Source organism: Stenotrophomonas sp. DR822, assembly GCF_019793815.1.
Classification (GTDB): Bacteria; Pseudomonadota; Gammaproteobacteria; order Xanthomonadales; family Xanthomonadaceae; genus Stenotrophomonas; species Stenotrophomonas indicatrix.
The window spans coordinates 4,401,228-4,428,220 of sequence record NZ_CP081826.1 but is presented as its reverse complement, the minus strand read 5'-3'; the positions used below and the strand labels follow the sequence as shown (position 1 = coordinate 4,428,220).

Below are 26,993 nucleotides of genomic sequence, written 5' to 3'. Positions count from 1 at the left end.
CGGGCACCGCCCGGCGCACCCCATGCATGGGCCACGCTAGAATGCACCCATGCGTACCGTCCATGCCCTCCGCTACATCACCCCCTTGCGGGAAGGTGGCTCGCTGCCTGCCGTGGTCGAGACCGACGACGACGGCATGGCGGTACTCAAGTTCCGGGGCGCTGGCCAGGGACCCAAGGCGCTGATCGCCGAGCTGATCGCAGGCGAGATGGCACGCGCGGTGGGCCTGCCGATTCCGGAGATCCTGTTCGTCGAGCTGGACAGCGAGTTCGCGCGGACCGAGCCGGACCCGGAGATCCAGGACCTGATCCGCGCCAGCGAGGGCCTGAACCTGGGCCTGGATTACCTGCCCGGCGCGATCAACTACGATCCGGCGGCGATGCCGGTGGACGCCGACCTGGCCTCGCGCATCGTCTGGTTTGATGCATTCACCAGCAACGTCGATCGCACCACACGCAATCCGAACCTGATGGTCTGGCACCGCAAGCTGTACCTGATCGACCACGGTGCGGCGATGTACTTCCATCACGACTGGGCCAACGCCGGCGATGCCTGCGAGAAGCCCTTCGTACTGATCCGTGACCATGTGCTGCTGTCATTCGCCAGCCGCATCGCCGAGGTGGATGCCGAGCTGGCCGCGCGCCTGCCTGATGTGGAGATCGAGCGCATCGTCGGCCTGGTGCCGGACAGCTGGCTGGTCGATAAGCCGGCCTTCGACAGCCCGCAGGCTTACCGGCAGGGCTACATCAACTACCTGAAGCATCGCTTGAAGGTGCGTGCGGTGTTCGTGCAGGAGGCCATCCGTGCCCACGCTGCACACGTATGACTATGCCGTCATCCGCGTGGTACCGCGGGTGGAGCGCGAGGAATTCATCAACGTTGGGGTGATCGTGTCCTGCCCGGGCGCACGTCACCTGGAAGCGGCAATCGAGATCGATGCCGCGCGCCTGCACGCCTTCGCGCCGGCGCTGGATATTGAAGCGCTGCAGCCTTGGCTGGATGCAATCGTGGCGATCTGCCGGGGCGATGCCGGCGCCGGCCCGATCGCGCAGCTGCCTGCGCGCGCGCGCTTCCATTTCCTGACCGCCAAGCGCAGCTCGGTGGTGCAGATGTCCAGCACACACGTAGGCCGCACGGCGGACCCGGCGGGCGTGGTCGAACACCTGATGGCAAAGATGGTGCGCGTTCCCAACTAACGACCTGCCGCCGCCTTTACGTGGTGCATCCTGCCGCGCTTGCTCGCCAAACCGGGCGCGGCCGCCTCCTCGCCGAACAGCATACGCCCGTTACCGACATTCAACCGGTCCAGGTGATCCAGTGGTTGGTTTCAAGCAAACGCCATCAGGGGCCTTTGCGGTTCACCGCAACGGTTACCGTGAAGTAGGGAATCACGCTCCACTGCGTGCGCGGATGATGCAGCGATTCCACGCCCATGCCGATCTGGTACTTCACGCTGCCCGGCTGCTCATGCCAGAAATAAGGCGCGCCGCTGCTCCAGCCACAACATACATACGTCAATGACGGCATGCCAAAGGTCTGCTGCAGATAGGCTTCGATCTTCGCCGCCGAGGCACCGTTGACGCGATACCGCGCTTCCATCGGCTGGATGTAGGAATCGTCGTCCTGCGTGCAGCCTACGTATTCCAGCTCGGCTGGTTTGCGTCCCATCGCCTGCAGGAAATCCTGGCAGACGGTGTCGGGGCGGGCCAGGCCTTCGGAGCGGCCGTGCAGTTCCCATTCTGCAAGCGCGGCGTCGGGAAGCTGTGCCTGTGCTGTGCCGGCAAGAAGGAAAGCCATGCACAGCGATGACCATTGCAGTCCAATCAGGCCCCTCTTGCCGCTCTGCTGTCGGTCGTTGCTGCCGGCGCCGTGCATCACAGGGGCACGCGGCGGGCGATGTAGTTGATCACATTGCCCATCGCATCCGGATCGACGTTGGCCAGGCCGATCAGTACATATCCCTGCTCAGGCATCACCACAATGGCGCTGTTCGAGCCGGGCGCCCCGCCCTCATGGCCGAACTGGCGCCGCCTGCCCTCTCCCTGCACCATGAACCCGTAGCCGTACCAGCCCTTGTTGTTCTGCGGACGCGTGGCCTGCTGTAGCCACGCCGGCGAAACCAGGGTGCCGGCACGCAGGGCCTCGGCGAACTTCAACATGTCACCCACGGTGCTGTAACCGCCACCGGCCGCAGTCCCGCGCCATGGCAGGGATCTGGTTTCGCTGAGCCACTGTCCTTTCACCCGGGTATAGCCGGGTGCACGATGTGGAACGTCCACCAGTTCCGGCTCAAAGCCGGTTGCCGTCATGCCCGCTGCGCGGAGAATATGGTCGTTGACATAGCGGTAGTACGTCTGCCCGGACACCACCTCGATGATCCTACCGAGCACAATGAACCCGTAGTTGGAATAGCCATCCTGGCTGCCTGCGGCAAACTGCGGGGGATCCTTGGCGAAGCGCTGCACATAATCGTCGTGCGTTCTCAGTGACTCCGCGTAGTGCTCGAAATCATCACCGAAGAAATCACCGAGCCCACTGGTATGGTTGAGCAGTTGCCGGATCGTGACCGTACCTGCCACCCCTTCGTTGGGATAGTCCGGCAGGCGCTTGCCGATGGTGTCATCCAGGGCAAGACGGCCGGCCTCAGCCAGTTGCAGGATCGCCACTGCGGTGAACATCTTGTTGGAAGAGGCAAGGCGGAACTGCGTCTGCGCATCGACGGGCACGCGCTGCTCGCGGTTGGCGAGCCCTCCCTGCCACTGCATCAGCACCTTGCCATCGTGCGCGACCAGCACGGAGCCAGAGAGTGCGTCGGCCGCCTGCAGCGCGTTGAGCCGTGCCGTGGTTTCGCCCAGAAGTGCCGGCAGTTCCATGCGTGCGGGCTGGAACTGTGGCGGCGTCGGCACACCTTCCAACTGGAACAGCTTCACGTGGCGTGGAGCGGCAGGGTCCATTTCCGCAGTCAACAGCATCGCCCGTTCACTGTTCTCGCCCAGCACCAGCACTTCGACCTTCTCCGGCGTGCTCGAGCGGACGTCGAGGACCTTCATCGGCCCACTGGACGCACGGAACTCCAGGTAATCCTGCGGGCCGCTGCCCGCCTTCTTTGCGTACCTGTCGGCGAACGCCTGCAATCCATCGAGGCTGCCCGCATTGAAGGCAGCCAACCATTCATCCACGGCATCCTGTGCGCGCGGACCACTCGATCCGGCAGGTACTTCGGCCGCACCAACACTGGATGACAATGCCGGCAGCAGGGCGAACGCCAACAGCAAGGCACAGGAGCGTTGACGGTACACGGACATGGCGAATCCTTCGCAGGCAGAACGTAGCGCCATCCTAGAGGACAATCGCATAGAGTCCATGCACTACAGCCGCACGCAGCTCCTTGAGCTATTCCGGCAACGCATACGCCATCACGTAATCCCCGGCCGGCGTCTCCATGAAGTGGTGCCCGCCAGCCATGATGACCACGTACTGCCGCCCGCCCTGCTCGTACACCATCGGGTTGGCCTGTCCACCTGCCGGCAGCTTGGTGTGCCACAGCTCCTTGCCGGTCTTCAGGTCGATGGCACGCAGCAGGTCATCGGTCGCTGCGGCGATAAAGATCAGGCCGCTGGCGGTAACCACCGAACCGCCATTGTTCGGCGTGCCGATTTCAATGGGCAGGCCGGAGCGGATGCCGAAGGGGCCGTTGCCACGCGCGCTGCCGAACGGCCGGTCCCACAGTAGCTTGCCGCTGCGCAGGTCGATCGCACGGATACCGCCATAGGGCGGCTGCTTGCACAGCAGGCCGGTGAACGGCAGCCGCCAACCGGCGTTGACGTCGATGCCATAGGGCGTACCGACCTGCGGATCCCCTGCGCCTTCGGCACCGCCCTTGTCGGCGCGCATCTGCTCGCGCGGCAGCCAGCCCTTGCGGTCGGCTTCGGCGCGCGGCACCAGCCGGTTGTAGTTGGGCATATCGTTATAGTTGGCCACGATCACGCCACGCCGCGTATCGATGGCCACGCTGCCCCAGTCCGAGCCACCGTTGTAGCCGGGGTATTCGATGGAGTGGTGATCGCTGCTGGGCGGTGTGTAGAACCCTTCGTAATGTGCCTTGCGGAACTGGATTCGGCAGACCAGCTGGTCGATGGGGGTGATACCCCACATGTCGCGCTCGGTCAGCGCGTCGTCGCGCCGCAGTGTGTGGTACAGCGAGAACAGCTGGGTGGCGGCGCGCTGCTCGGGCTCCACGCCGCCCTGTGGCACCTTGCGCTCCTCGGCCGGGGTCAGCAGCTGGCCGTTGCGACGGTCGAGGATGTACATGTCGCCCTGCTTGGTGGGCAGCAGGATCGCCGGCACCTTGCCCGATGCCGTCGGGTAGTCGATCAGGCTGGCCTGCGAACCCAGGTCGTAGTCCCAGACGTCCTTGCGCACGGCCTGGAAATGCCAGACCGGCTTGCCGGTATCCACATCGATGGCGACCAGCGAGGTCGCGTACCTGTTCTGGTTTTCGGTGCGCGAGCCACTCCAGTAGTCGCCTGCGGAATTGCCCATCGGCAGGTACACCAGGCCCAGTGCTTCATCGCCGGTAGCGGTGGTCCACATGTTCGGTGTGCCACGTGTGTAGGTCTGCTCGCGCGGTGGCAGGCCGCTGCGCTCGGGCTGGTCCATGTCCCACGCCCAGCGCAGCTTGCCGCTGATCGCGTCGTAGGCCTGGATGACGCCGGAGGGCGCGTCGCGGCGCTGGCCGTCCAGTACCTGGTGGCCGGTAACGATGACACCGCGGACGATCGCCGGCGGCGAGGTGATCGATACGTAACCCGGCGGCACCTCGCCCATGCCCAGGGTGATGTCGACCTGGCCGTTGTTGCCGAAATTCGCGCAGGGTCGACCGCTGTCGGCGTCCACCGCGATCAGGCGGCCGTCCAGCGTGCCTTCGATGATGCGTGCGCTGCAGGCTGGGCGGCTCCCTGGCGCCGCGCTCTGGTGGGTGCGGGTCGGCGGCGGTGCGGGCAGCGCGAGATCAGCAGCCACATCAGCGAGTGCGGCATCGGCGAGGGTCGGCGCGCTGGGCAGCTCGTAATAGGACACGCCACGGCAGGCGGCCGTGTACGGGATCGACGCATCTTTCACCTTCGGATCGAAACGCCATAGCTCCTTGCCGCTGCCGGCATCGAGGGCGATCAACTGATTGCGTGCGGTGCACAGGTACAACCGATCACCGATCTTCAGTGGCGTGGTTTCCGCACCCCAGCGCTTCTTCGGCAGGTCGCCGGTGCGGAACTGCCACGCCAGTTGCAGGGTTCCCACGTTTTCCGGGGTGACCTGCTGCAGCGGCGAATAGCGGGTGGCCGCATTGCTGCGCCCCCATGCCGGCCAGTCGCCCTCGGCCGGTTGGTCGGCAGGCTGCAGGCCGGTGGTGTCACGGGTGGGATCAAGCCCGGCGCCGACCGCCGGCTCGGGGAACGGCTGATGCCCGTCGACCACGCCATGCGGGGTGAACGCGAGGCCGAAGGCGGCCACGAAGACCAGCATCAGTACAGCAGCCACGCTGCGCGACAGCCGCCTGGGCACCGGCGCCTGCAGGGTCGGCGCCAGCAATGCCAGGACGATGCCAAGGGCGGTCACCAGGCCCAGCCGCGGTACCCAGCGCCAGTAATCGCTGCCCGACTCCCACCAGGTCCACAGCAGGCTGCCGATGAACACCAGTGCGTACAGCAGTGCACCGCTACGCCGATTGCCCCACAACAGGATGCCGCAGACCAGCAGGCCGAGGCCGGCAATGGCGTAGTACCAGGAGCCACCGAGACTGAGCAGCCACGCACCAAGGCCGCCGATGACCAGGCCGAGCACGATCAGCAACAGGGCCAGCACGGTAACGAGAGGATGGCGGGGCGGAGGCGCGGAAGCAGACTGCGGCGTGGCGGACATCGTCGATCTCCGGGGGCAGCATGCGCCCTTATGCCACCGTCACCGTGAAGTGCGTGCGTATTTTCGACTGCAGACACGACGACGCCGGCACAAGGCCGGCGTCGTCGGGTACCTCAGCATCGCGGCAGGATCACTCCTGCGCGGCGTCCTCGCTGCTGGCAGCAGCCGGTGCGCCGTCGGTCGTGGCCGGGGCAGCGGCGGCCACCTCGTCCTCGTCCTCGTCGATCGAGGCATCCATGCGCTCCACCGCCTGCAGCTTCTCGTCCTTGGACAGGCGGATCAGGGTCACGCCCTGGGTGTTGCGGCCGACGCGGCTGATTTCCGAGCCACGGGTACGCACCAGGGTGCCGCCATCGGAGATCAGCAGCACCTCATCGTCGGTACCCATCAGCACGGCGGCAACCAGCTTGCCATTGCGCTCGGTAGTCTGGATACCGATGACGCCCTGCGTGCCACGCCCCTTGCGCGGGTAGTCCGGCAGCGGGGTGCGCTTGCCGTAGCCGTTTTCGGTGGCGGTGAGGATGTAACGCAGGTTGGCGTCGTCGGCACCTTCGATCAGCGCATCGCCATTGGCGACGGCTTCCTCGACACCGTTGTCGTCCTCGTTCTCGTCCTCGATGCCGCCAGCACTCTCGGCCACGATCAGGCTGACCACTTCCTCGCCGGCCGGCATCCTGATGCCGCGCACGCCGGTAGCGGTACGACCCATCGAGCGCACCTTGTCTTCACCGAAGCGCACGGTCTTGCCGTTGGAGGCGAACAGCAGGATGTCGCGCTCGCCATCGGTCAGGCCGACGCCGACCAGGGCATCGCCCTCGTCGAGGTTGATCGCGATCTTGCCGCGGGCCAGACGGAAGGCGAACTCGCCCAGCGGGGTCTTCTTGACCGTACCGTTCTTGGTGGCGAAGAACACGAACTGGCCATCGGCGTACTCGCGCACCGGCAGCACGGCCTGCACGCGCTCGCCCGGCTCCAGCGGGATCCAGTTGATGATCGGACGACCGCGGGCGTTGGAACCGGCTTCAGGCAGCTGGTAGACCGGCAGCCAGAACACCTTGCCCGAACTGGTGAAGGTCAGCAGCGTGTCGTGCGTGTTGACCAGCCACAGCTGCTCGATGAAATCCTCTTCCTTGGTCGACGCCGCGCTGCGGCCACGGCCGCCTCGACGCTGGGCGCGATAGGCGCTGACCGGCTGGCGCTTCACGTAACCGGCATGCGACAGGGTGACCACCACGTCTTCCGGGGCGATCAGGTCGAGGATGTCCAGGTCTTCTTCGCTGTGGCGGATCTCGGTACGGCGCTCGTCACCGAACTCAGCCCTCACGTTGATCAGCTCTTCGCGGATCACCTGCAGCAGGCGATCGGGATCTTCCAGGATATGGATCAGCCCGGCGATCACTTCCAGCAGCTGCTTGTATTCCTCGGTCAGGCGGTCCTGCTCCAGCCCGGTCAGGCGGTGCAGGCGCATTTCCAGGATCTGCGTCGCCTGGATCTCGGTCAGCTGGTAGCCGCCTTCGATCAGGCCCACGCCCTTGGGCAGGTCATCGGGACGCGAGGCTTCGGCACCGGCAGCGCCGAGCATCGAACCGACCAGGCCCGGTTCCCACAGGCGCGCAAGCATGCGCTCGCGTGCCTCGGTGGGGTTCGGCGAGGTCTTGATCAGTTCGATCATCTCGTCGATGTTGGCCAGCGCAACGGTCAGGCCTTCCAGCACGTGGGCACGGGCGCGCGCCTTGCGCAGCTCGAACACGGTGCGGCGGGTAACCACTTCGCGGCGGTGGCGGACGAAGGCCTCCAGCATCTGCTTGAGGTTCATCAACTGCGGGCGGCCGTCGACCAGCGCCACCATGTTGATGCCGAACACCGACTCCATCTGGGTCTGCTGGTAGAGGTTGTTGAGCACAACCTCGGCCGACTCGCCGCGCTTGATTTCGATGTAGATGCGCATGCCGTCCTTGTCGGACTCATCGCGCAGCTCGCTGATGCCTTCGATCTTCTTTTCCTTGACCAGCTCGGCGATCTTCTCGATCAGACGCGCCTTGTTCACCTGGTAAGGAATTTCAGTGACGATGATCGACTCGCGGCCGTTGTCGGCCACTTCGACATCCGCCTTGGCACGGATGCGCACGCGGCCACGGCCGGTGCGGTAACCGGCGATGATGCCGGCGGTGCCGTTGATGATGCCCGCAGTCGGGAAATCCGGGCCCGGGATGAACTCCATCAGGCCATCGATATCGATTTCCGGATTGTCGATCAGCGCGATGCAGGCATTGATCGATTCGGTGAGGTTGTGCGGCGGAATGTTGGTCGCCATGCCCACCGCGATACCGGCCGAACCATTGACCAGCAGGTTCGGGAACCGGGTCGGCATGACCGTCGGCTCCAGCTCCTTTTCGTCGTAGTTGGGCTGGAAATCAACGGTTTCCTTGTCGATGTCCGCCATCAGCTCATGCGCGAGCCGCGACATGCGCGCCTCGGTGTATCGCATCGCCGCGGCGGAGTCGCCGTCGACCGAACCGAAGTTACCCTGGCCATCGACCAGCATGTAGCGCAGCGAGAACGGCTGTGCCAATCGCACCAGCGTGTCGTACACCGACTGGTCGCCATGCGGGTGGTACTTACCGATGACGTCACCGACGATACGTGCCGACTTGAAGTAGGGCTTGTTGCTGTGCGCGTTGAGTTCATTCATCGCAAACAGCACACGACGATGCACCGGCTTGAGGCCATCGCGCGCATCTGGCAGCGCGCGCCCCACGATCACGCTCATGGCGTAATCGAGGTAGCTCTTGCGCATCTCGTCTTCCAGGTTGACCTGGATGATTTCCTTGGCGGTTTCTGCCATTCGGGTTCCGTTGTCTGGTAGCGGTCCAGTCCGGCGCATCCACCCGGGGGTGGTCGTGCCGGAACCTCGATTCAACCGCTGGATTCTACCACACGGGGCCGTTTTCCGCCTGCCTTTACGGTGATTTTACCGGCACAAATCAGGAACTTAGGGGGTTGCCGGCCAGCGGCCGGCACTACCGGATGCCGGGGTCGGAGCCCTTTCCAGCGGAAAGGCAGCCACCCCTGCCCGCGTCAACCGCCAAAGGCGGCGCGCATGTTCTCAGCGGTCGGGTTCAGGATCACCCCCCGCTCGGTCACGATGGCATCGATCAGCTCGCCCGGGGTGACATCGAACACCGGGTTCCAGGCGGCGATGCCCTCGGCCACGGTACGGGTGCCGCCCACGCCGTACAGTTCGCCCGGGTCGCGCTGCTCGATCTCGATCTGGCTGCCGTCCACGGTATCCATGTCCACCGTCGAGGACGGCGCCACGACCATGAACTTCACCCCGTGGTGGCGGGCCGCGATGGCCAGCTGGTAGGTGCCGATCTTGTTGGCGGTATCGCCATTGGCGCAGATGCGATCGGCGCCCACGATCACCCACTGCACCGCACCGGTCTTCATCAGGTGCGAGGCGGCAGAGTCGGCGATCAGCGTCGCGTCGATGCCGTCCTGCTGCAGCTCCCATACCGTCAGGCGCGCCCCCTGCAACCACGGCCGGGTCTCACCTGCAAACACACGGGCGATGCGGTCCTGGGCCATGCCGGCGCGGATCACGCCCAGCGCCGTACCGAAGCCAGCGGTGGCCAGCGAGCCGGTATTGCAATGGGTCAACACGCCGCTGCCGGCCTCGATCAGGCCGGCACCGAGTGCGCCCATGTGGCGGTTGGCGGCCAGGTCTTCTTCGGCGATCGCTTGCGCTTCAGCCTCCAGCAACGCCTTCCAGTCGGCACCGGCAGCGCTCAGGCAACGTCGCATGCGTGCCAGCGCCCAGGCCAGGTTGACCGCGGTCGGGCGCGAAGCATTCAGCCGCTGCAGCGCCGGTTCCAGCTGCTGCAGCGCATGCGCGCCATCGGCAGCCTGCACATCACGTGCGGCCAGCACCACACCCCAGGCGGCAGCGATGCCAATGGCCGGCGCACCGCGCACGGTCAGGGCGTGGATGGCGGCAGCCACCTCATCGCTGTCATGGCAGGCCACATGCTCGACCACGAACGGCAGCTTGCGCTGGTCGAGCAGTTGCAGGGCATCGCCGGTCCACAGGATCGGGCGGATGTGGTCGTAGCGGGCGTAGTCGAGGTCGGTGGCGGTATTCATGGCCCCATTGTAGGGCCACGCCACGCACGGATGGACCCCGTCCGGGGTCAGTTCACCGAGAATTCGGCGCGGCAGCCGCCGTCGACCCAGATGCCGTTGCGGTTCCAGCCCCAGGTGCTGCCTTCCTCGCATGGCGTGCTGGAAAGCTGGTTGGAGAGGGTGGCGCTGGTGGAGATGCTGGCGCCACAGAAGCGGCGCTTCTTGGACTTGGATTCGCAGGTCAGCCGGCGCGGCATGTCGACGAAACGGCCCTGCTCGTCGGCCACCTCGAAATCACCCTGGCAACCGCGGGTGGTCCACACCTCATTGCGCTTGTAGCCCCAGCCCTGCCCTTCCCGGCACGGCAGCACCGACAGTTGCCGCAGCAACCGTACCGGCGCACCGTCCAGGCGTACCGGGCAGCTCTGCGGGCGACCGTTGGACTCACAGCGCACCACCCGCCGCACCAGTCGCTTGCGGCCCTCGGCCGAGGGCACGGCATCAGTCTCTGCACCGCGCGCGCGGAACTCGGCGCGGCAGCCCAGAGTCACCCACACACCACTGCGGTCGGTGCCCCATTCGCTGCCACGGATGCAGCTGTTGTTGGACAACTGGCGGATCAGGTCAACGCCGTTGCTGACATCGATGTCGCAATGCACCCAACCCATGTCGCGGGATTCGCAGGTCACCACTTCGCTGTCATAGCCAAGCGACTGCGCCGATGCGGTCGACGGAAGCAGGCCACCCCATATCGCCACGGAGTACATCGGTGCCGCTACGACCGCAAACCACTTGACCAAAGCCTTCCCCATGAATGGATGAACCACGACGCAAGTGTGCGGCATCGGCTGTGATAAGAGCATCATCGTGGTTGCTGAATCAAGCGCGCAGACGCGTGTTTTCGTTCAGCCTGCCAGGTCCGGGGGAAATGGGCTCATGCGTGGGCGAAATCGAATGCAAGCACGTCGGCGATGCGCGGTGTGCGGTGCATCGCCATCAGCAGGCGATCAATGCCAACGGCAACACCGGCACAGGCGGGCATTGCAGGCAGTGCATGCAACAAGGCTTCATCCAGCGCGGGCTGTACCTGCCCCCGTGCATGGCGGCGCTGCAGGTCATGCTGGAAACGCGCGCGCTGTTCAGCCGCATCGTTCAGTTCATGATAGCCATTGGCCAGCTCCACCGCGCCCAGGTACAACTCGAAACGCTCGGCCAGCGGGGGCGTACCGGGGCGGATGCGCGCCAGTGCCGCTTGGCTGGCGGGCCAGTCGTGGACCACGGTCATGACCGTGTCATCGAAGTGCGGTTGGATACGGTGGGTCATCAACAGATCCAGCCAATCATCGCGGGTCAGGCCCACCGGATCGATGTGCACCTCGCCCAGCGCGGCGCGCAGTTGGCCCTCATCGGCATCAAACGGGTCCACGCCGGCCTGTTGCTGGAACAGTTCGCGATAGCTCAGCACGCGCAGCGTCGCGCTGCGGCCAACCAGCGCCAGTGCCTGCACCACCAGTTCCGCGGTTTCCTGCAGCAACCGATGGTGGTCCCAGCCAACCCGATACCACTCCAGCATGGTGAACTCGGGATTGTGGCGGCCACCGGCTTCGCCATTGCGGAACACCCGGCCCAGCTCATAGCAGTCGCCCACGCCGGCAGCGAGCAGGCGCTTGAGTGGGAACTCCGGCGAGGTACGCAGCCAGCGTCGGCGTCCGCCCGCATCGACGTGGCCGCTGAAGTCGGTGTGGAAGCTGTCGATGTTCGGCTCGGTGTTGCCCGCCACGGAAAGAATCGGCGTTTCCACTTCCAGCACGCCACGCTCGGCGAAGAAGCGCCGCACCAGCGCATTGAGGCTGGCACGCTGTTGCAGGCTGCGCAGCAGTGCCTCGCTCACAGGATGCCCTCCGGGCGCGGATGGTCCAGCGGCAGGGTCAGCAGATCGCGCGTGTCGTCGATGTAGCCACTGGCCAGGTACAGGCGGCGCGCCAGTTCGTTGTGATGGTTCACCTCCAGCCGCAGCCGGCTGACACCACGCCCACGCGCGCGTTGTTCGCAGATGGCCAGTGCCCGCTTGCCGCGGCCACGGCCACGCGCGCGGTGGCTGAGGTAGAGCTCGTCGAGCAGCATGAAATGGCCGCCCTGCTCCAGGCTGAAGCCCATCGCGATGACCGCATAGCCAACGACGGCCGCGGCCTCGTCCAGCCACAGCAGCACTTCCCCGTTGCGCGGATCGGCCAGCAGCGCATCGACACCACGGCGCACGCGCGCATCGTCGAATTCGATCTTGTCTTCGGCGTAGAAATCGCGCATCAGCGCGATCAGCAGTTCCTCGTCGGCACGGGTGGCCAGGCGGAAATCCAGCGGAGCGGTCTGCATCAGTGTTCCTTTGCGGTTGCGTGCCGGGTGCCGGCGCACCCGGCCGGTTCATCACTCGTGTTCGGCCAGGTAGGCCAGCAGGCGTTCTTCATCCCACACCGGAACGCCCAGCGATTGCGCCTTGTCCAGCTTTGAACCCGCCTCGGTGCCGGCCACCACGAAACTGGTCTTCTTCGACACGCTGCCCGACACCTTGGCGCCCAGCGCCTCCAAGCGCTCCTTGGCGGTATCGCGGTTGAGCTGGGCCAGCGTGCCGGTAAGCACCACCGTCTGCCCGTCCAGCGGGCCGGCCACCACGTCGGCCAGGGCCGGTGCGCTGGCCAGGATGTGCTTCATCTCCACTTCGGCGGCCAGCAACATCGCGCCATGGCCCTCGCTGTCCAGCCAGTCAGCGACGCCGCGCGCGGTGTCGTCGGGCAGGCCGGCGTTGACGAACTGGCCGTGCTCGGCGTCCAGCACCGCCTGCGCGCTGGGCAGTACTGCGACCAGTTTTTCGGCGCGCAGGCGGGTAATGCCGGGAATCTCCGCTTCGACCAGCAACTGGGCCAGGTCCAGCCCCTCGCGCAGCTTCGCACTTGGCGGGTGCACGTCGCTGATGCGCACCTGCCCCACCTGCAGCAGCGCGTCGATGGCCTGCTGGTTGCCTTCCTGTTCGAAGAAGTGGCCCAGCGAGCGCGCCACTTCGCCACCGATGTCGGGCACGCGCTTGAACAACGGCCACGGCAGGCGACGGATCAACGCCAGATCGCCAAACCACTGTGCCAGTGCCTTGGCGGTGCTCTCGCCGACGTGCTCGATGCCCAGTGCGAACAGCAGGCGCTCCAGCGTGGCATCACGGCTGGCATCGATCGCAGCGATCAGGTTGTCAGCCCATTTGGTCGCGATCTTCTTTGTGTTCCATTCAAAGGCTGCCGGCTGCGCCAGTGCCTGCGCGCGCCACCCTGCGTCGTTGCCATCCAGCTTCAACACAGCGTTGAGCACCGCGCCGCTGCCTTCGGCCGGCAGGTGCAGTTTCAGGCTGGCCGCGAGCGCGGAAGGATCTTCAGCATCCAGCACCAGCTTCAGGTGCAGCAGCTGGTCGCGGGTGAGGCGGTACAGATCAGCCACGCTCCTGACGATGCCGGCGTCCACCAGGGTTTCGATGTACTTGTCGCCGAGACCGTCGATATCCATCGCCCGTCGCGAGGCGAAGTGGGCGATGGCCTCCTTGCGCTGCGCCGGGCAGGACAGCTCGCCCGAACAACGCCAGGCAGCAGCCCCTTCCTCGCGCACGATCTCCGAGCCGCACACCGGGCAGCTGGTCGGCATCTGCCAGGGCGTGGTGCCGGCGGGACGGCGGTCGAGAATGACGCTGACCACTTCCGGAATCACATCGCCGGCCCGGCGCACGATCACGCTGTCCCCCACGCGCACATCCAGGCGCGCGATCTGGTCGGCGTTGTGCAGGGTGGCATTGGAGACGATCACACCGGCCACCGCGACCGGCGCCAGGCGCGCCACCGGAGTGGCGGCACCGGTGCGGCCGATCTGGATTTCGATGGCCTCCAGCGTCGTGCTCTGTTCCTGCGCCGGGAACTTGTGCGCGATGGCCCAGCGTGGTGCGCGCGACACGAAGCCCATGGCCTGCTGGCCGGCGCGGTCATCGAGCTTGTAGACCACGCCATCAATGTCGAATGCCAGGCCGTCGCGACGCTCGCCGATGTCACGGTAGTACGCCAGCAGGCCGTCGCTGCCTTCCACCACCTTGCACAGGTCGCTGACCGGGAAACCCCAGTCGCGCAGCTGCGCCAGCGTGCCCGAGTGCGTATCGGGCAACTCACCGCCCTGCACTTCACCGGTACCGTAGGTGAAGAAACTGAGCCTGCGCTGCGCGCTGATCTTCGGGTCAAGCTGGCGCAGCGAACCGGCCGCGGCATTGCGCGGATTGGCCAGCACCTTGCCACCGTGCAGGCGCGCGCGCTCGTTGTAGGCCTCGAAGTCGGCGCGGGCCATGTAGACCTCACCGCGCACTTCCAGCACATCCGGCCAGTCCCTGCCTTTCAGGCGCTTGGGAATGTCGCCGATCTCGCGCAGGTTGGCGGTCACGTCCTCACCGGTGCTGCCATCGCCCCGGGTGGCGCCCAGCACGAAATGACCGTCCTCATAACGCAGGCTGATCGCCAGGCCGTCCATCTTCGGTTCGGCGGAAAAACGCAGCGTGCCGCGGCGCAGGCGCTCATCGATGCGGCGCACGAAGTCGGCCACTTCCTCATCGCTGAAGGCATTGGACAGCGACAGCATCGGTACCGCATGGGTGACTTCGGCGAAACGTCCCGACGGACGTGCGCCGACCTGCTGGGTCGGGCTGTCGGCACGGGCGAGATCAGGATGCTCGCGCTCCAGCGCCTCCAGTTCGCGCACCAGGCGGTCGTAGTCGACGTCGGGGATCTCCGGCGCATCCAGCTCGTGATAGGCGCGATTGGCCTGGGCGATCTGCCGGCGCAGGTCTTCGGCACGTTCGGCGGGGCTGGGGCTCATCGGAATCCGCGGGTTCTGGGATGGCCGGGAATTCTACCGCGCCTGCGCGCAGCACCTTGTAGAACTGGGACATGCGGGACTGGCGGCGAGCAACGGTCGCGCATGATTGGAGACGCTGCATACCCCCTTGCCCACGCTGACCACCAGCGCTAGCGTGCGTCGGTCGCCCTTCCGGAACCGTCCCCTGTGACCTTGCCTGCCTCCCGTCGCCACTTCCTGCAGCTGGCCGGTGCCGGTCTCGCCCTCGCCAGCAGCGGCCTGCCCCGGTCGGCCCAGGCACAGCCGGCGACCGTTGCGCCGCCACCCGCCGATGCGGGCGCGGTGCTGCTGAACTTCAACGAATGCCCCTATGGCCCCTCGCCGGCCGCCCAGCAGGCGGCGCGCGACAGTATCGCCAGCTGCGGCCGTTACCGCTTCGCCCTGGCCGGTGAGGTGCGCGACGCATTCATCGCCCAGGCCGGCATTCCCGCCGACCACGTGCGCCTGTATCCGGGCTCCAGCGAACCGCTGAACCGTGCGGCGACACTGTGGACCGGCCCGCAGGCGGGCCTGGTGGTGGCCGACCCGACCTTCGAGACGCTGGGCGAGATGGCAGCTGCGCGTGGCGCCCACGTGCAGAAGGTGCCGCTGGCCGGCGATGGCGCGCACGACCTGCGCGCGATGGTGGCCGCCGCGCACGCGCGGCCGACCGGCCTGCTGTACGTGTGCAATCCCAACAACCCCACCGGCTCGATCAGTCCGGCCAACGAGCTGGCCTGGCTGCTGGCCAACAAGCCCGCAGGTACCCGGGTGCTGCTGGACGAGGCCTATCTGCAGTACAGCCAACAGCCCAGCCTGATTGCACAGGTGGCCCAGCGCGATGACCTGATCGTGCTGCGCACCTTCTCCAAGCTGTACGGCATGGCCGGCCTGCGCCTTGGCCTGGCTGCAGCGCATCCGGAGCGCCTGCGCGAGCTGGCGAGCCTGGGCGAGAACCCGCTGCCGGTGCCCGCCCTTGCAGCGGCACTGGCCAGCCTGCGCGACCCGCAGTTGATCCCGCAGCGACGTCTGCAGAACGCCAAGGTCCGGCAGGCCACCATCGCCTGGCTGGGCAAGCGTGGTTTCGACTGCCTGCCGACCGAAGCGAACTGCTTCGTGGTGGATGTGCAGCGCGACGGTGCCGCCTTTGCCAGGGCGATGGCGGACAACGGCGTGGTGATCGGCCGCAGCTGGCCGATCTGGCCGCAGCGCGTGCGCGTGACCGTGGGCACCGAGGAAGAGATGGCGCGCTTCCGCAGCGCGTTCGCGAAGGTGGCCGGCGTACCGGTCTGACCCTATCCACGCATGGCGTGGATCTACTGCCGTGGGTGCCGACCGTTGGTCGGCACGCCAGGACCTGCCGCGCTTACCAGCGCGGGGTCTTGGTCAGCGGCGGCGCTTGGTGCTGGCGGTCATAGGCGCGCAGCTCATCACGGATGTGGGCGATGCGCTGGCGGCCGAGCGCGTTGCGGCTGTCATCCAGCACCACGCCATCGAGCAGTTCAGCCATGCGCTGCACGGTCGGCAGCATCTTCTCCCAGGCGTCCAGCGCGGTCAGCGGTGCCGGCAGCGTCAGGAAGAAGGCAATGGCCGGGGTTTCCATGGCGCGGATGTTGCCCATGTCGAAGCTGCCCGGCTTCATGATGCTGGCCATCGAGAAGATCGGGCCCCGCTCGGGATGCCCCTCCACCAGCCGGTGGAAGACATTCATGTGGCCAAACACCAGGCCGGTCTTCTCCGCTGCCACGACGATGTCTTCGCCGCGCAGCTGCTCACCGGCGCGGGCGGCCACGAACAGCGAAACGATCTTGTCGAAATCCTGCGTCGCACGCTTGCCCAGGTCGCTGGCCGCGCCATCGACATCGGGCAGCCCCAGTTCGGCCTGCTCGACCGTCTCGCCCATGCCAGGCTCGACGCGGTCGCCGGCCACAGGCACGCCATCCTCGCCCAGCACCGGCTCGCGACGCTCGCCGCTGCTCGGTTCAGCGCTATCGAGGCGACGACCCTGGGGCTTCTTTTTCGGGCGGCCAAACAGGAAGATCGCAGCGACCAACAGCAGGCCGGCGGCCAGGATGCCGATGCGCAACAGTGCCGTGTCGGACATTCGTTAGGTTCTCCGGCTAGTTCATTCAGGTAACTAGGATGGCACGTCAGGCCGCGCCCGCCAATCGCGCGGCTTCTTCCAGGTCCACGCTGACCAGTCGGCTGACACCCGGCTCGCGCATCGTCACACCCGACAACTGGTGCGCCGCTTCCATCGTGGCCTTGTTGTGGCTGACGAACAGGAACTGCACCTTCTCGCTCATTTCCTTGACCATGTTGGCCAGGCGGCCGACGTTGGCTTCATCCAGCGGCGCGTCCACCTCGTCCAGCAGGCAGAACGGTGCCGGGTTGAGCTGGAAGATCGCAAACACCAGCGCCACGGCGGTCATCGCCTTTTCGCCGCCGGACAGCAGCGAGATGCTCGACACGCGCTTGCCCGGGGGACGGGCCATGATGGTCACGCCGGTATCGAGAAGGTCTTCGCCGGTCAGCTCCAGGTAGGCGTGGCCGCCACCGAACAGGCGCGGATACAGCGACTGCACACCGGCGTTGACACGGTCGAAGGTGTCCTTGAAACGGCCCCGGGTCTCGCGGTCGATCTTGCGGATCGCATCTTCCAGGGTCTCCAGCGCGGTGGTCAGGTCCACGTGCTGGGCATCCAGATACTCCGAGCGCTGCGAGGCTTCGCCATACTCGTGGATCGCGGCCAGGTTGACCGGCTCCAGCCGGCGCATGCGACCGTCGATCTGGTGCACGGCCTGCTCCCAGTCGCCCAGGCGGGCCTCTTCGGGCAGCGCGCTGATCACATCCTGCAGCACGAAACCGGCCTTCTCCACTGCGCCCTGCAGGGTTTCAGCACTGAGTACCAGCGCCTGCTGGTCCAGCTTGCGCTGCGAGATGCGCTCGCGCTGGGACAACGCCTGCTCGTCGCGCTGGTGGCGGGTCTGCTCGTAGTTGCGCAGTTCGGCATCGATGCCATCCAGCAACGTGCGCGCTTCGGTCAGCACGCGATCGGCACGGACACGCTCTTCCAGCGCGTTCTGGTGCTCGGCCTGCAGCGATTCGACCGGGGTATCGCCTTCGTCCAGCTGCGAATGCAGTTCGCCCAGGCGTGCATCAAGCTGGCCGCGCTGGGTGCTCATGCGTTCCAGCGCCTGGCTCAACGACGCCACCTGGGCGCGCTGTGATTCCAGGGTCAGGGCCAACGCGTGCGACCGCTCGCGCACCGCACGGGCGGCGTCGCGGGCCAGATCACGCGCCTCGGTCAACTGACGGCGTTCGCCCTCCAGGCCCTGCCGGTTCGACTCCAGGTCACCCATGCTGTTGACCGCATTCTCCAACCGCGCACGCGCTTCACGCGCCTGCTCGCGATTGATGTCCAGGGTCTCCAGCAACTGGCTGAGCTCGCCTTCGATACGGTCGATGCGCGTACGTGCCGCCTCCACCTTGCCCTGCTGGCCCTGCAGCTGGCCGGCCAGTTCGGACACCGCGCGGTGCGCCAGGTACAGCGCACGCTGCGCATCCTCGCGCTGCTGTTCGGCGGCCAACAGGTGCTCGCGGAAACCGGCCAGCTGTTCTTCCAGTTCGGCTTCGCGCGATTGCAGCTGCTCGATCTGCTCGCGCAGTTCGTTGATTTCGCGTTCGCGCAGCAGCGCGCCCTGCTTGGCGGCGCCGGAGCGCGACACGCGCACCCAGCCCTCGCCCAGGCGTTCACCGCCCTGGGTGATGATGGAATCGCCCTCGGGCAGGCTGGCCTGCAGTGCATTGGCTTCGGCAAGGTCACGCGCGCCGTGCAGGCGTGCAAGCAGGCGCCGGATCGGCGCCGGGCCACGCACGCGTGCAGCCAGCGAGGTCGGCGCAACCTTCAGGTCCGCACCGTCATTGGCAACCAGCGCGATGCGGCCTTCGCCCAGCTCACCCAACGCATCGACCAGGCTGGCCGGGTCGTCGACCAGCACGCCTTCGATCAATTGACCGAGCGCGCTTTCCACTGCGTTTTCCCAACCCGCATCAACATCCAGGCGCTCACCCACGCGCGCGGCCGAATCCAGCCCACGCGACTTCAGCCACGCCACCGCCGCGCCCTGCTCCTGGCCGAGTGCAGCCTGCTGCAGGGTTTCCAGCGAAGACAGGCGCCCGCGCAGGCCATTGACCTGCTTGCGCAGCTCGGCCAGCTCGTTCTGCCCGTTGCGCTGCTGCTCCTGCACGGCGGCGACACCGTGCTTGCGCTCCTCGACCTGCTCGGTCAGCTCATCCAGCGCGGTCTTCTGCGTATCGTGCTGCAGGTGCAGCTGCTCGAAGACTTCCTCCAGTGCATCCACGTCCAGCCCGGCACGTTCGGCCGCCAGCGCTTCGCGGCGACGATCGGCATCAAGGATCTGCTTGTCCAGGTAGTCCACGCGGGTGCGCTCGACCTCGCCGGCGCGCGAGGCTTCCGAGCTCTGCGAGCTGTGCTGCTCCCAACGCTGCTGCCAATCGGACAACCGCGCTTCGGCCTCACGCAGGCCTTCCTGCTTGATCTCGTTTTCTTCCTGCAGCGCTTCCAGCTGCGGGGTGGCCGCATCGACCGCTTCGCGCAGCACCATCAGCTTGGCCTCGTCGCCGCTGATGTGCTGCCCCAGTTCGGCCAGTGCCTGGCGGGTTTCATCGCGCGCCTTGTGCAGGCGCTGCGACAGTTCGCGCTGGTGCTGGATCTGCTGTTCGAGGCGGGCCAGCGTGCTGCCCACCTGGTAGACCTCGGCCTGCGCGGCATTGAGCGCGTCGGCAGCCTCCTCGCGGCGCACGCGGGAAGTCTCGATCCGCGCCTCGGCGTCGCGCTGGTCGGCAATCAGCTGCTGCAGCTTGGTTTCTTCCTGCGACAGCCCTTCGCGCAGCTTGGACAGGCGACCATCCAGGCCACGGTATTCCAGCGCCTTCCACTCCGCGTCCTTGACCCGGCGCTCTTCCTGCAACGCCTGGTACTGCTCGGCCTGCCTGGCTTGCCGCTTGAGGTGCTCGAGCTGCTTGGTGATTTCCTCGCGCAGGTCGCCAAGGCGGTCCAGGTTCTCGCGGGTGTGGCGGATGCGGGTCTCGGTCTCCTTGCGGCGTTCCTTGTACTTGGAGATGCCGGCGGCCTCTTCCAGGTACACGCGCAGGTCTTCCGGGCGCGCTTCGATGATCTGGCTGATCATGCCCTGCTCGATGATCGAGTAGCTGCGCGGGCCCAGGCCGGTGCCGAGGAACAGGTCGGTGATGTCGCGACGGCGGCACTTGGTGCCGTTGAGGTAATAATTGCTGCTGCCGTCACGGCTGACGGTACGCTTGACCGAGATCTCGTTGAACGAGGCGTACTCGCCGGAGATCGTGTGGTCGGAGTTGTCGAAGATCAGCTCGACGGTGGCCTGCGAGACCGGCTTGCGGGCATTGGAACCGGAGAAGATCACGTCGGTGAGCGAGTCACCACGCAGGCGGCTGGCGGAACTTTCGCCCATGACCCAACGCACCGCGTCGATGATGTTCGACTTGCCGCAGCCATTGGGGCCCACCACGCCGGTCATGTTGGTCGGCAGGTGCAGGGTGGTCGGATCGACGAAGGACTTGAAGCCGGACAGCTTGATCGTGGAAAGACGCATGGCGTGATTGGGTTCCGGGCAAGGGCCTTACGGCCGCCACCATAGTGGATGTCAGGTCAGCCAGCACCTCAAGCCCTTGATTTCAAAAGAATTCAACAAGGCCAAGGGTGACGCAATGGAATGAGTATAGCGGGGCCAATGTTCCACGGGCGGGATGGCCGTGGCAGGAGGCTCAGCGCTCACGCCCGCTCGCGCTTCCCGGCTCCGCCGGGGGCCGCCACGGACACCAACCCGGGTCCGGAAAATGAGACCAACGCATTGATCTTCATGGATTCATCCAGGCTCTGTCGGCGCAGGCGCAGCAGGCCAAGCACCGGCCCGGCCGGACGGGCCGCCCCAAAACAAAACGGGCACCCTTGCGGGCGCCCGTTCTGGTGATACCAGGCCTTGCGGCGTGGGATCAGGCCTTTTCGGCTTCAACCACGACCTTGACGGTGGTCTCGACGTCCGCGTGCAGGTGCACCAGGACTTCGTACTCGCCAATGTTGCGGAAGGCGCCTTCGCCCAGGATGACTTCGCTCTTGCTCAGCGCCAGGCCGGCAGCGGTGAAGGCATCGGCGATTTCGCGGGCGCCGACCGAGCCGTACAGCTTGCCTTCGGTCGAAGCGTTGGCGGCGACGGTCACGCTCGCGCCTTCCAGCTTGGCCTTGCGGGCTTCGGCTTCAGCGTGGATGGACTGGGCCTTGGCTTCGTATTCGGCGCGCTTGGCTTCGAACTCGGCCTTGTTGCTCTCGGTGGCCGGAACGGCCTTGCCCTGCGGCACGAGGAAGTTACGGCCGTAGCCCGGCTTCACGTCGACCAGGTCGCCCAGGTTGCCGAGGTTGGTGACTTTCTGCAGGAGGATCAGCTGCATGGTATTGCTCCAGATAAGTTATTCGTTAGCGAGGCGCGGGCCCCGCAACAAAGGCTGTCCGAATAGCTGGCACAGCGGGGGCAGCGCGAAGCTGCCCCGCCGGCATCAGACGTCGTGGTTGTCGGTGTACGGAATCAGGGCCAGGAAGCGAGCGCGCTTGACGGCGGTCGCCAGCTGACGCTGGTACTTCGACTTGGTACCGGTGACGCGGCTCGGCACGATCTTGCCGTTCTCGGTCAGGTACTGGCGCAGGGTGTTGAGATCCTTGTAGTCGATCTCCTTGACACCTTCGGCCGTGAACTTGCAGAACTTGCGGCGACGGAAGAACTTGGACATGTCAGTGCTCCTTAGGCGGCCGAAGCGGCGTCGTCGCCGGCATCGTTGTCAGCGGCGGGGGTGGTTTCGCCTTCTTCGTCATCACGACGACGACGCTCACCACGCTCGGGCTTGTCGCCCTTCTCGTCCTTGCTCTTCATGATCAGCGACTGCTCGGTGTCAGCCTCGTCACGCTTGATGACCAGGTTGCGCAGCACGGCGTCGTTGAAGCGGAAGCTCTCGGTCAGTTCGGTCAGCACGGCCTGGTCGACTTCGATGTTCAGCAGCACGTAGTGCGCCTTCACCAGGTTCTGGATCGGGTACGCCAGCTGGCGGCGGCCCCAGTCTTCCAGACGGTGGATGGTGCCGTTGCCGTTCTCGACCAGCGACTTGTAGCGCTCGATCATGGCCGGGACCTGCTCGCTCTGGTCCGGGTGGACCATGAACACGATTTCGTAATGACGACTCATGTTTTTCTACCTTTCGGATGTGGCCTTGCGGCCGGACAGCCCCCCGCCGTTGATACCGCGGTGGGGCAAGGGATCCTGCCAGGGAGGCAGGAAGCCGCGCATTATGGCGCAGATGGGGCTGCCGGGCAACCGGCGAGCCGCAGAGCGACCTGAATCTGGTAGCGCCGGGCCATGCCCGGCGAACGCGGAAACCGCCCCGGGCTACCCCAGATCCACATGCAGGCGGTGCTGGCCGCATTGCAGGCACTGGAACAGGCAGCCGACCATCTCCCCGTCCCGGCTCAGGTGTTCCAGCAGCCAGTCGGCGTCGCGCGGGTTGACCTCGGCCACGTCCGGCCGCACCTGATCGAGGATGGGCAGGAGGTCCTCGCTGCCGGCAAAGCCGAGGAAGGCGCAGGGCCGTTCACAATGGCTCAGCCAGACCGATTGCTGCCAGGACGAGTAGCCCGGGGTGCGCTCGCAGATCTCCAGCAGCAGCTCACGGGCGATGGTTGGCGGCGGGTCGGCTGGATCCGGGGATACCCCCTCGATATCGCTCCAGCCGGTGAATTCACCCTCGTAACTGGCCGCTGCCCTGCCATCAGCGATACACCAGGGGCACAGGTAATCGGGACGCAGAGGTGTGTAGAACGGCCCCCGGTAACGAAGCGTCCGCGACTGACCGCAGCAGTCACAGATCCCGTCGACCTCTTCGAAGGAGAGGGCGTAGGCGTTGGGGTGATAAATGAAAAGCGGTCGTTCCATCCGTGGATCCCTTCCCTGCCGACCAAGGTCGGCATCTACCAGAGCAGGTTCCGATAGCGCCGGACCACGTCCGGCGGGCGCCAGAATCGGCCGTCAGGCCTTGTCGGCGTCGGTGGTGAAGCTTTCGCCGCAGCCACACTCGGCGGTGGCATTCGGGTTGCTGAACGTGAAGGTCTCGCTCAGGCCGTGCTTGCCGAAGTCGATCACGGTGCCGTCCACCAGGGCCAGGCTTTTGGCGTCGACATAGATCTTCACCCCGTCCTGGTCGAACACGGTGTCGTCCGCGCGCTCGTCGCGGGCCAGGTCGGTGATGTGGCCCCAGCCGGAGCAGCCGGTCTTGGTCACGCCAAAACGCAGGCCCAGCGCGCCGGGGGTCTGGGCGACGAAGCGCTGTACGCGCTCGAAGGCAATTGGGGTCAGGCTGACGGCCATGGGGATCACTCCAGAGGTACCGGGACATTATAGGGACCGGAGGAGCGCAGAAATGCCTCGCAAGCAGAACGCTGCAACCGGTAAACTCCCGTGTTCACAGATCGAGTCGATCAGCAGAGGATTCAAGTCATGACGGTGGTCAGCGTTGAACATGCGCTTGCCGGGAAAATCCCGGAAGGCGGCGAAGTCACGGTACGCGGATGGGTGCGCACGGTGCGCGGTTCAGCAAATCTGGCCTTCGTGAACGTGACCGACGGCTCCTGCTTCGCGCCCATCCAGGTCGTGGCTGGTGATGCCCTGGTCAACTTCGACGAGATCAAGCGCCTGACCACCGGCTGCTCGCTGGTGGCCACCGGCACGCTGGTGAAGTCGCAGGGCAAGGGCCAGTCGTTCGAGATCCAGGCCAGCGCGGTCGAGGTGGTCGGCTGGGTCGAAGACCCGCTCACCTACCCGATCCAGCCCAAGCCGATGACGCCGGAGTTCCTGCGTGAAGTGGCGCACCTGCGCCCGCGCACCAACCTGTTCGGCGCGGTCACCCGCATCCGCAACTGCCTGGCCCAGGCCGTGCACCGCTTCTTCCACGAGAACGGCTTCAACTGGATCAGCACCCCGATCATCACCACCTCCGACGCCGAAGGCGCCGGCCAGATGTTCCGCGTGTCCACCCTGGACATGGTGAACCTGCCGCGTGACGCCCAGGGCGGGATCGACTTCAGCCGCGACTTCTTCGGCAAGGAAACCTTCCTGACCGTGTCCGGCCAGCTGAACGTCGAGGCCTACTGCCTGGCGCTGAGCAAGGTGTACACCTTCGGCCCGACCTTCCGCGCCGAGAACAGCCACACCACCCGCCACCTGGCGGAATTCTGGATGATCGAGCCGGAAATCGCCTTCGCCGACCTGGCCGAAGACGCACGCCTGGCCGAGGAATTCCTGAAGTACCTGTTCCGCGCGGTGCTCAACGAGCGCGGCGACGACCTGGCCTTCATCGCCGAGCGCGTGGACAAGAACGCGATCACCAAGCTGGAAGACTTCATCAACGCGCCGTTCGAACGCATCGACTACACCGATGCGGTCAGCCTGCTGCAGAAGTCCGGAAAGAAGTTCGACTTCCCGGTCGAATGGGGCCTGGACCTGCAGACCGAGCACGAGCGCTGGCTGACCGAGGAACACGTCGGTCGCCCGGTGGTGGTGACCAACTACCCCGAGCACATCAAGGCCTTCTACATGCGCCTGAACGATGACGGCAAGACCGTCGCGGCGATGGACGTGCTGGCCCCGGGCATCGGCGAGATCATCGGTGGCAGCCAGCGCGAAGAGCGCCTGGACGTGCTGGATGCACGCATGGCGCAGTTCGGCCTGGATCGCGAGCACTACAGCTGGTACCGCGATTTCCGCCGCTACGGCTCGGTACCGCACGCCGGCTTCGGCCTGGGCTTCGAGCGCCTGGTGGTGTACGTCTGCGGCCTGTCCAACATCCGCGATGCGATCCCCTACCCGCGCGCCCCGGGCAGCGCGGACTTCTAAGCCCACACGCACGACCACGGAGGTACTGCCCCCATGACCCTGTTCTTCGCCCTGTGTTTCGTCGGCGTTGCAGTGGCCGGGTTCAGTGCCTTCGTGATTTTCTGGCCGCTGACCCTGGTGCATGTGCGCGATCGCCATCCGGCGCTGGCGCAGCGCTTCGGCAGTGGCGCCTTCCTCAAGCCCGATGCGCTGGGCTGGCTGCTGCGGCGCGAATACCGCACCCAGCCGGACCGCTCGCTGTCCGGGCTGGCGACGCCCGCCTGGGTATCGCTGCTGACCCTGCTGGCCGGACTGGGCATGGCTGCCCTGCTCTGGCTGGCCTCGCTCTGGTAAGACACACATGAACGAACTTTCCCACGTGCGCGACAGCTGGTGGCTGGCCAGCCTCGGCAACACCCTGATCTGGGCACGCCTGCGCATCCGCGAGGCCGGCACCGCCGAAGTGCTGGACAGCGATGGCAATACGCTGAGCTACGACAGCGAAGACACCGCCCGCTCGCAGCTGTTCGATGCCGAGTTCGTCGAGTACGACGGCCTGGATGAAGAAGATGCCCTGGTGCGCGGTTTCTCGCTGCATGAAGTGCAGCCACCGCAGGCAGGCAGCGACGAAGGCCTGCGCGGGCGCATGGTGCAGTCGCTCGGCAGCCGCGCCTGAGGCCAACCGATGTTCACCCCGCGCGCTTTCGCCGAGACCGACCTGCTGTGGCTGGATCGCCTGCTGGCGCGTGATCCGTTCGTCACCGTGCTGACCGCCGGTGGCGATGGCCTGCCGGAACTGACCCGGCTGCCGGTGCTGTACCAGCGCGACGGCGACCACATCGAGCTGCGCGGCCACTGGGCCCGTGCCAACCCGCAGGCACGCCACAGCGGTGCGGCCAAGGTGCTGGTGGAGGGGCCGCATGGCTATGTATCGGCCAGCTGGTACCCGGACAAGGAACCGATGGCACGGGTGCCCACCTGGAACTACGCAGCCGCCGAGCTGCGCGGCCAGTTGCATCCCTTCGACGATACCGATGCCCTGGCCCAGCTGGTCAGCGATACCGGCGACCACTTCGAAGCCAGCGTCGGCCAGAACTGGCGGTTCGAACCCGAGCGTGACGACCACCGCCGCCAGCTGCGCGGCATCGTCGGCTTCCGCTTCACCGTCGAGCAGGTGCAGCTGACGCTGAAGCTGAGCCAGAACCACCCCGAGGCCAACCAGCAGGCGGTGATGGCCGAACTGCAACGCCTGGACAATCCCCATTCCACCGAACTGGCGCAGTGGATGCGCCGGTATCGCGACGAAGCCGCCGCAGGCAGCTGAGCGCCCTGTTTCCCGCGACGACGCGACCAGAACGGCCGCGCCTTGCCCCCACCCGACGCCAGGGACCCCGAACATGAAAGACATCCACAAGCTGCTGCAGAACAACCGCGACTGGGCTGACCGGATCGAGAAGGAAGATCCGGATTTCTTCCATCAGCTGGCCAAGCAGCAGCATCCGGAATACCTGTGGATCGGCTGTTCCGACTCGCGCGTGCCGGCCAACCAGATCATCGGCATGGCCCCGGGTGAGGTGTTCGTGCATCGCAACGTGGCCAACGTGGTCGCCCATACCGACCTGAACTGCCTGAGCGTGGTGCAGTACGCGGTGGACCAGCTGAAGGTGAAGCACATCCTGATCGTCGGCCACTACGGCTGTGGTGGCGTACACGCATGCCTGCACAACACCCGGGTCGGCCTGGCTGACAACTGGCTGCGCCACGTCGGTGATGTCATGCAGAAGCACACCGCCATCCTCGATGCGATCGATACCGATGAACTCAAGCACGCACGCCTGTGCGAACTGAATGTGATCGAGCAGGTCGCCAACCTGTGCCGCTCCACGATCGTGCAGGACGCCTGGGCCCGCGGCCAGAAGCTGATGGTGCACGGCTGGGTGTACAGCCTGAAGGACGGCCGCGTGCGCGAGATGGGCATCGACGTCGGCTCCCAGGAAGACCTGCAGCCGGCCTATGAAAAGGCGCTGTCCTATGTTCCGCGCAAGGGCAAGCGCGACTGATCCCCTGGGGAAG

24 protein-coding genes are annotated in these 26,993 nt (G+C 66.1%); 8 read left to right on the top strand and 16 right to left on the bottom strand.

Annotated elements, in window-relative coordinates:
• Positions 1 to 49: 49 nt before the first annotated feature.
• The gene (locus K5K93_RS20050; RefSeq protein WP_222388908.1) at positions 50 to 826 is read left to right on the top strand and encodes a HipA family kinase; all 777 of its coding nucleotides are present in this window, start codon (positions 50 to 52) and stop codon (positions 824 to 826) included.
• A complete protein-coding gene (locus K5K93_RS20045; RefSeq protein ID WP_093819080.1) occupies positions 804 to 1,196 on the top strand; it encodes a DUF3037 domain-containing protein in 393 nt (130 codons plus the stop codon). Before K5K93_RS20050 ends, K5K93_RS20045 begins: the two co-directional genes overlap by 23 nt.
• A 145-nt stretch (positions 1,197 to 1,341) precedes the next feature.
• Here K5K93_RS20045 and K5K93_RS20040 read toward each other — a convergent pair whose 3' ends face one another.
• The 9 genes from K5K93_RS20040 to ligA form a co-directional block, all read right to left on the bottom strand.
• The gene (locus K5K93_RS20040; RefSeq protein WP_222388907.1) at positions 1,342 to 1,797 is read right to left on the bottom strand and encodes a DUF4952 domain-containing protein; all 456 of its coding nucleotides are present in this window, start codon (positions 1,795 to 1,797) and stop codon (positions 1,342 to 1,344) included.
• Positions 1,798 to 1,874: 77 nt separating this feature from the next.
• Positions 1,875 to 3,365: a serine hydrolase domain-containing protein gene (locus K5K93_RS20035; protein ID WP_261311880.1), complete on the bottom strand. Its 1,491-nt coding sequence runs from the start codon at positions 3,363 to 3,365 to the stop codon at positions 1,875 to 1,877.
• Between the two features lie 28 nt (positions 3,366 to 3,393).
• Complete coding sequence (locus K5K93_RS20030) at positions 3,394 to 5,919, bottom strand: membrane-bound PQQ-dependent dehydrogenase, glucose/quinate/shikimate family (RefSeq protein ID WP_222388906.1); 2,526 nt, start codon at positions 5,917 to 5,919, stop codon at positions 3,394 to 3,396.
• A gap of 130 nt (positions 5,920 to 6,049) precedes the next feature.
• Positions 6,050 to 8,764: a DNA gyrase subunit A gene (gene gyrA / locus K5K93_RS20025; RefSeq protein ID WP_032976292.1), complete on the bottom strand. Its 2,715-nt coding sequence runs from the start codon at positions 8,762 to 8,764 to the stop codon at positions 6,050 to 6,052.
• A gap of 233 nt (positions 8,765 to 8,997) precedes the next feature.
• Positions 8,998 to 10,062 (bottom strand): S-methyl-5-thioribose-1-phosphate isomerase, encoded by a 1,065-nt coding sequence (gene mtnA, locus K5K93_RS20020; RefSeq protein ID WP_032976294.1) that lies wholly within the window; start codon positions 10,060 to 10,062, stop codon positions 8,998 to 9,000.
• A gap of 47 nt (positions 10,063 to 10,109) precedes the next feature.
• Entirely contained in the window at positions 10,110 to 10,841 is a 732-nt protein-coding gene (locus tag K5K93_RS20015) for a DUF3011 domain-containing protein (RefSeq protein ID WP_025876921.1), read from the bottom strand.
• A 134-nt stretch (positions 10,842 to 10,975) separates the two neighbouring features.
• Positions 10,976 to 11,932 (bottom strand): EF-P lysine aminoacylase EpmA, encoded by a 957-nt coding sequence (gene epmA / locus K5K93_RS20010; protein WP_222388905.1) that lies wholly within the window; start codon positions 11,930 to 11,932, stop codon positions 10,976 to 10,978.
• Positions 11,929 to 12,414, bottom strand: a complete 486-nt coding sequence (locus K5K93_RS20005; RefSeq protein WP_025876917.1) for a GNAT family N-acetyltransferase — start codon at positions 12,412 to 12,414, stop codon at positions 11,929 to 11,931. Before K5K93_RS20005 ends, epmA begins: the two co-directional genes overlap by 4 nt.
• Before the next feature lie 51 nt (positions 12,415 to 12,465).
• Positions 12,466 to 14,937 (bottom strand): NAD-dependent DNA ligase LigA, encoded by a 2,472-nt coding sequence (gene ligA / locus K5K93_RS20000; RefSeq protein WP_222391138.1) that lies wholly within the window; start codon positions 14,935 to 14,937, stop codon positions 12,466 to 12,468.
• Positions 14,938 to 15,117: 180 nt separating this feature from the next.
• On the opposite strand from ligA, the gene K5K93_RS19995 reads away from it, so the two are divergent.
• Positions 15,118 to 16,242 (top strand): pyridoxal phosphate-dependent aminotransferase, encoded by a 1,125-nt coding sequence (locus K5K93_RS19995; RefSeq protein WP_222388904.1) that lies wholly within the window; start codon positions 15,118 to 15,120, stop codon positions 16,240 to 16,242.
• A gap of 73 nt (positions 16,243 to 16,315) precedes the next feature.
• Here the strand turns inward: K5K93_RS19995 and zipA are convergent, their stop codons facing one another.
• From zipA to K5K93_RS19960, 7 genes are all read right to left on the bottom strand, one after another.
• Complete coding sequence (gene zipA, locus K5K93_RS19990) at positions 16,316 to 17,053, bottom strand: cell division protein ZipA (protein ID WP_093819073.1); 738 nt, start codon at positions 17,051 to 17,053, stop codon at positions 16,316 to 16,318.
• A 46-nt stretch (positions 17,054 to 17,099) separates the two neighbouring features.
• Positions 17,100 to 20,603 (bottom strand): chromosome segregation protein SMC, encoded by a 3,504-nt coding sequence (smc, locus tag K5K93_RS19985; protein ID WP_222388902.1) that lies wholly within the window; start codon positions 20,601 to 20,603, stop codon positions 17,100 to 17,102.
• 400 nt (positions 20,604 to 21,003) lie between these two features.
• Positions 21,004 to 21,456, bottom strand: coding sequence for a 50S ribosomal protein L9 (rplI, locus tag K5K93_RS19980; RefSeq protein ID WP_049469063.1), 453 nt, complete (start codon positions 21,454 to 21,456; stop codon positions 21,004 to 21,006).
• Between the two features lie 105 nt (positions 21,457 to 21,561).
• The gene (gene rpsR / locus K5K93_RS19975; RefSeq protein ID WP_002804494.1) at positions 21,562 to 21,792 is read right to left on the bottom strand and encodes a 30S ribosomal protein S18; all 231 of its coding nucleotides are present in this window, start codon (positions 21,790 to 21,792) and stop codon (positions 21,562 to 21,564) included.
• A gap of 11 nt (positions 21,793 to 21,803) precedes the next feature.
• Positions 21,804 to 22,241, bottom strand: a complete 438-nt coding sequence (rpsF, locus tag K5K93_RS19970; protein WP_025876882.1) for a 30S ribosomal protein S6 — start codon at positions 22,239 to 22,241, stop codon at positions 21,804 to 21,806.
• A 201-nt stretch (positions 22,242 to 22,442) separates the two neighbouring features.
• Positions 22,443 to 22,985, bottom strand: a complete 543-nt coding sequence (locus K5K93_RS19965; protein ID WP_099784732.1) for a CbrC family protein — start codon at positions 22,983 to 22,985, stop codon at positions 22,443 to 22,445.
• Between the two features lie 93 nt (positions 22,986 to 23,078).
• Positions 23,079 to 23,417, bottom strand: a complete 339-nt coding sequence (locus tag K5K93_RS19960) for an iron-sulfur cluster assembly accessory protein (protein WP_033831500.1) — start codon at positions 23,415 to 23,417, stop codon at positions 23,079 to 23,081.
• 129 nt (positions 23,418 to 23,546) lie between these two features.
• Here K5K93_RS19960 and asnS point away from each other — a divergent pair, with 129 nt between their 5' ends.
• The 5 genes from asnS (at position 23,547) to can (ending at position 26,980) form a co-directional block, all read left to right on the top strand.
• Positions 23,547 to 24,941, top strand: a complete 1,395-nt coding sequence (asnS, locus tag K5K93_RS19955; RefSeq protein WP_132824745.1) for an asparagine--tRNA ligase — start codon at positions 23,547 to 23,549, stop codon at positions 24,939 to 24,941.
• 33 nt (positions 24,942 to 24,974) lie between these two features.
• A complete protein-coding gene (locus tag K5K93_RS19950; protein WP_006376524.1) occupies positions 24,975 to 25,274 on the top strand; it encodes a hypothetical protein in 300 nt (99 codons plus the stop codon).
• A 7-nt stretch (positions 25,275 to 25,281) separates the two neighbouring features.
• Entirely contained in the window at positions 25,282 to 25,596 is a 315-nt protein-coding gene (locus K5K93_RS19945; protein ID WP_006376526.1) for a hypothetical protein, read from the top strand.
• 9 nt (positions 25,597 to 25,605) lie between these two features.
• Positions 25,606 to 26,244, top strand: a complete 639-nt coding sequence (locus tag K5K93_RS19940) for an FMN-binding negative transcriptional regulator (RefSeq protein WP_222388900.1) — start codon at positions 25,606 to 25,608, stop codon at positions 26,242 to 26,244.
• 73 nt (positions 26,245 to 26,317) lie between these two features.
• Entirely contained in the window at positions 26,318 to 26,980 is a 663-nt protein-coding gene (gene can, locus K5K93_RS19935) for a carbonate dehydratase (RefSeq protein WP_093819067.1), read from the top strand.
• Positions 26,981 to 26,993 lie beyond the last annotated feature (13 nt).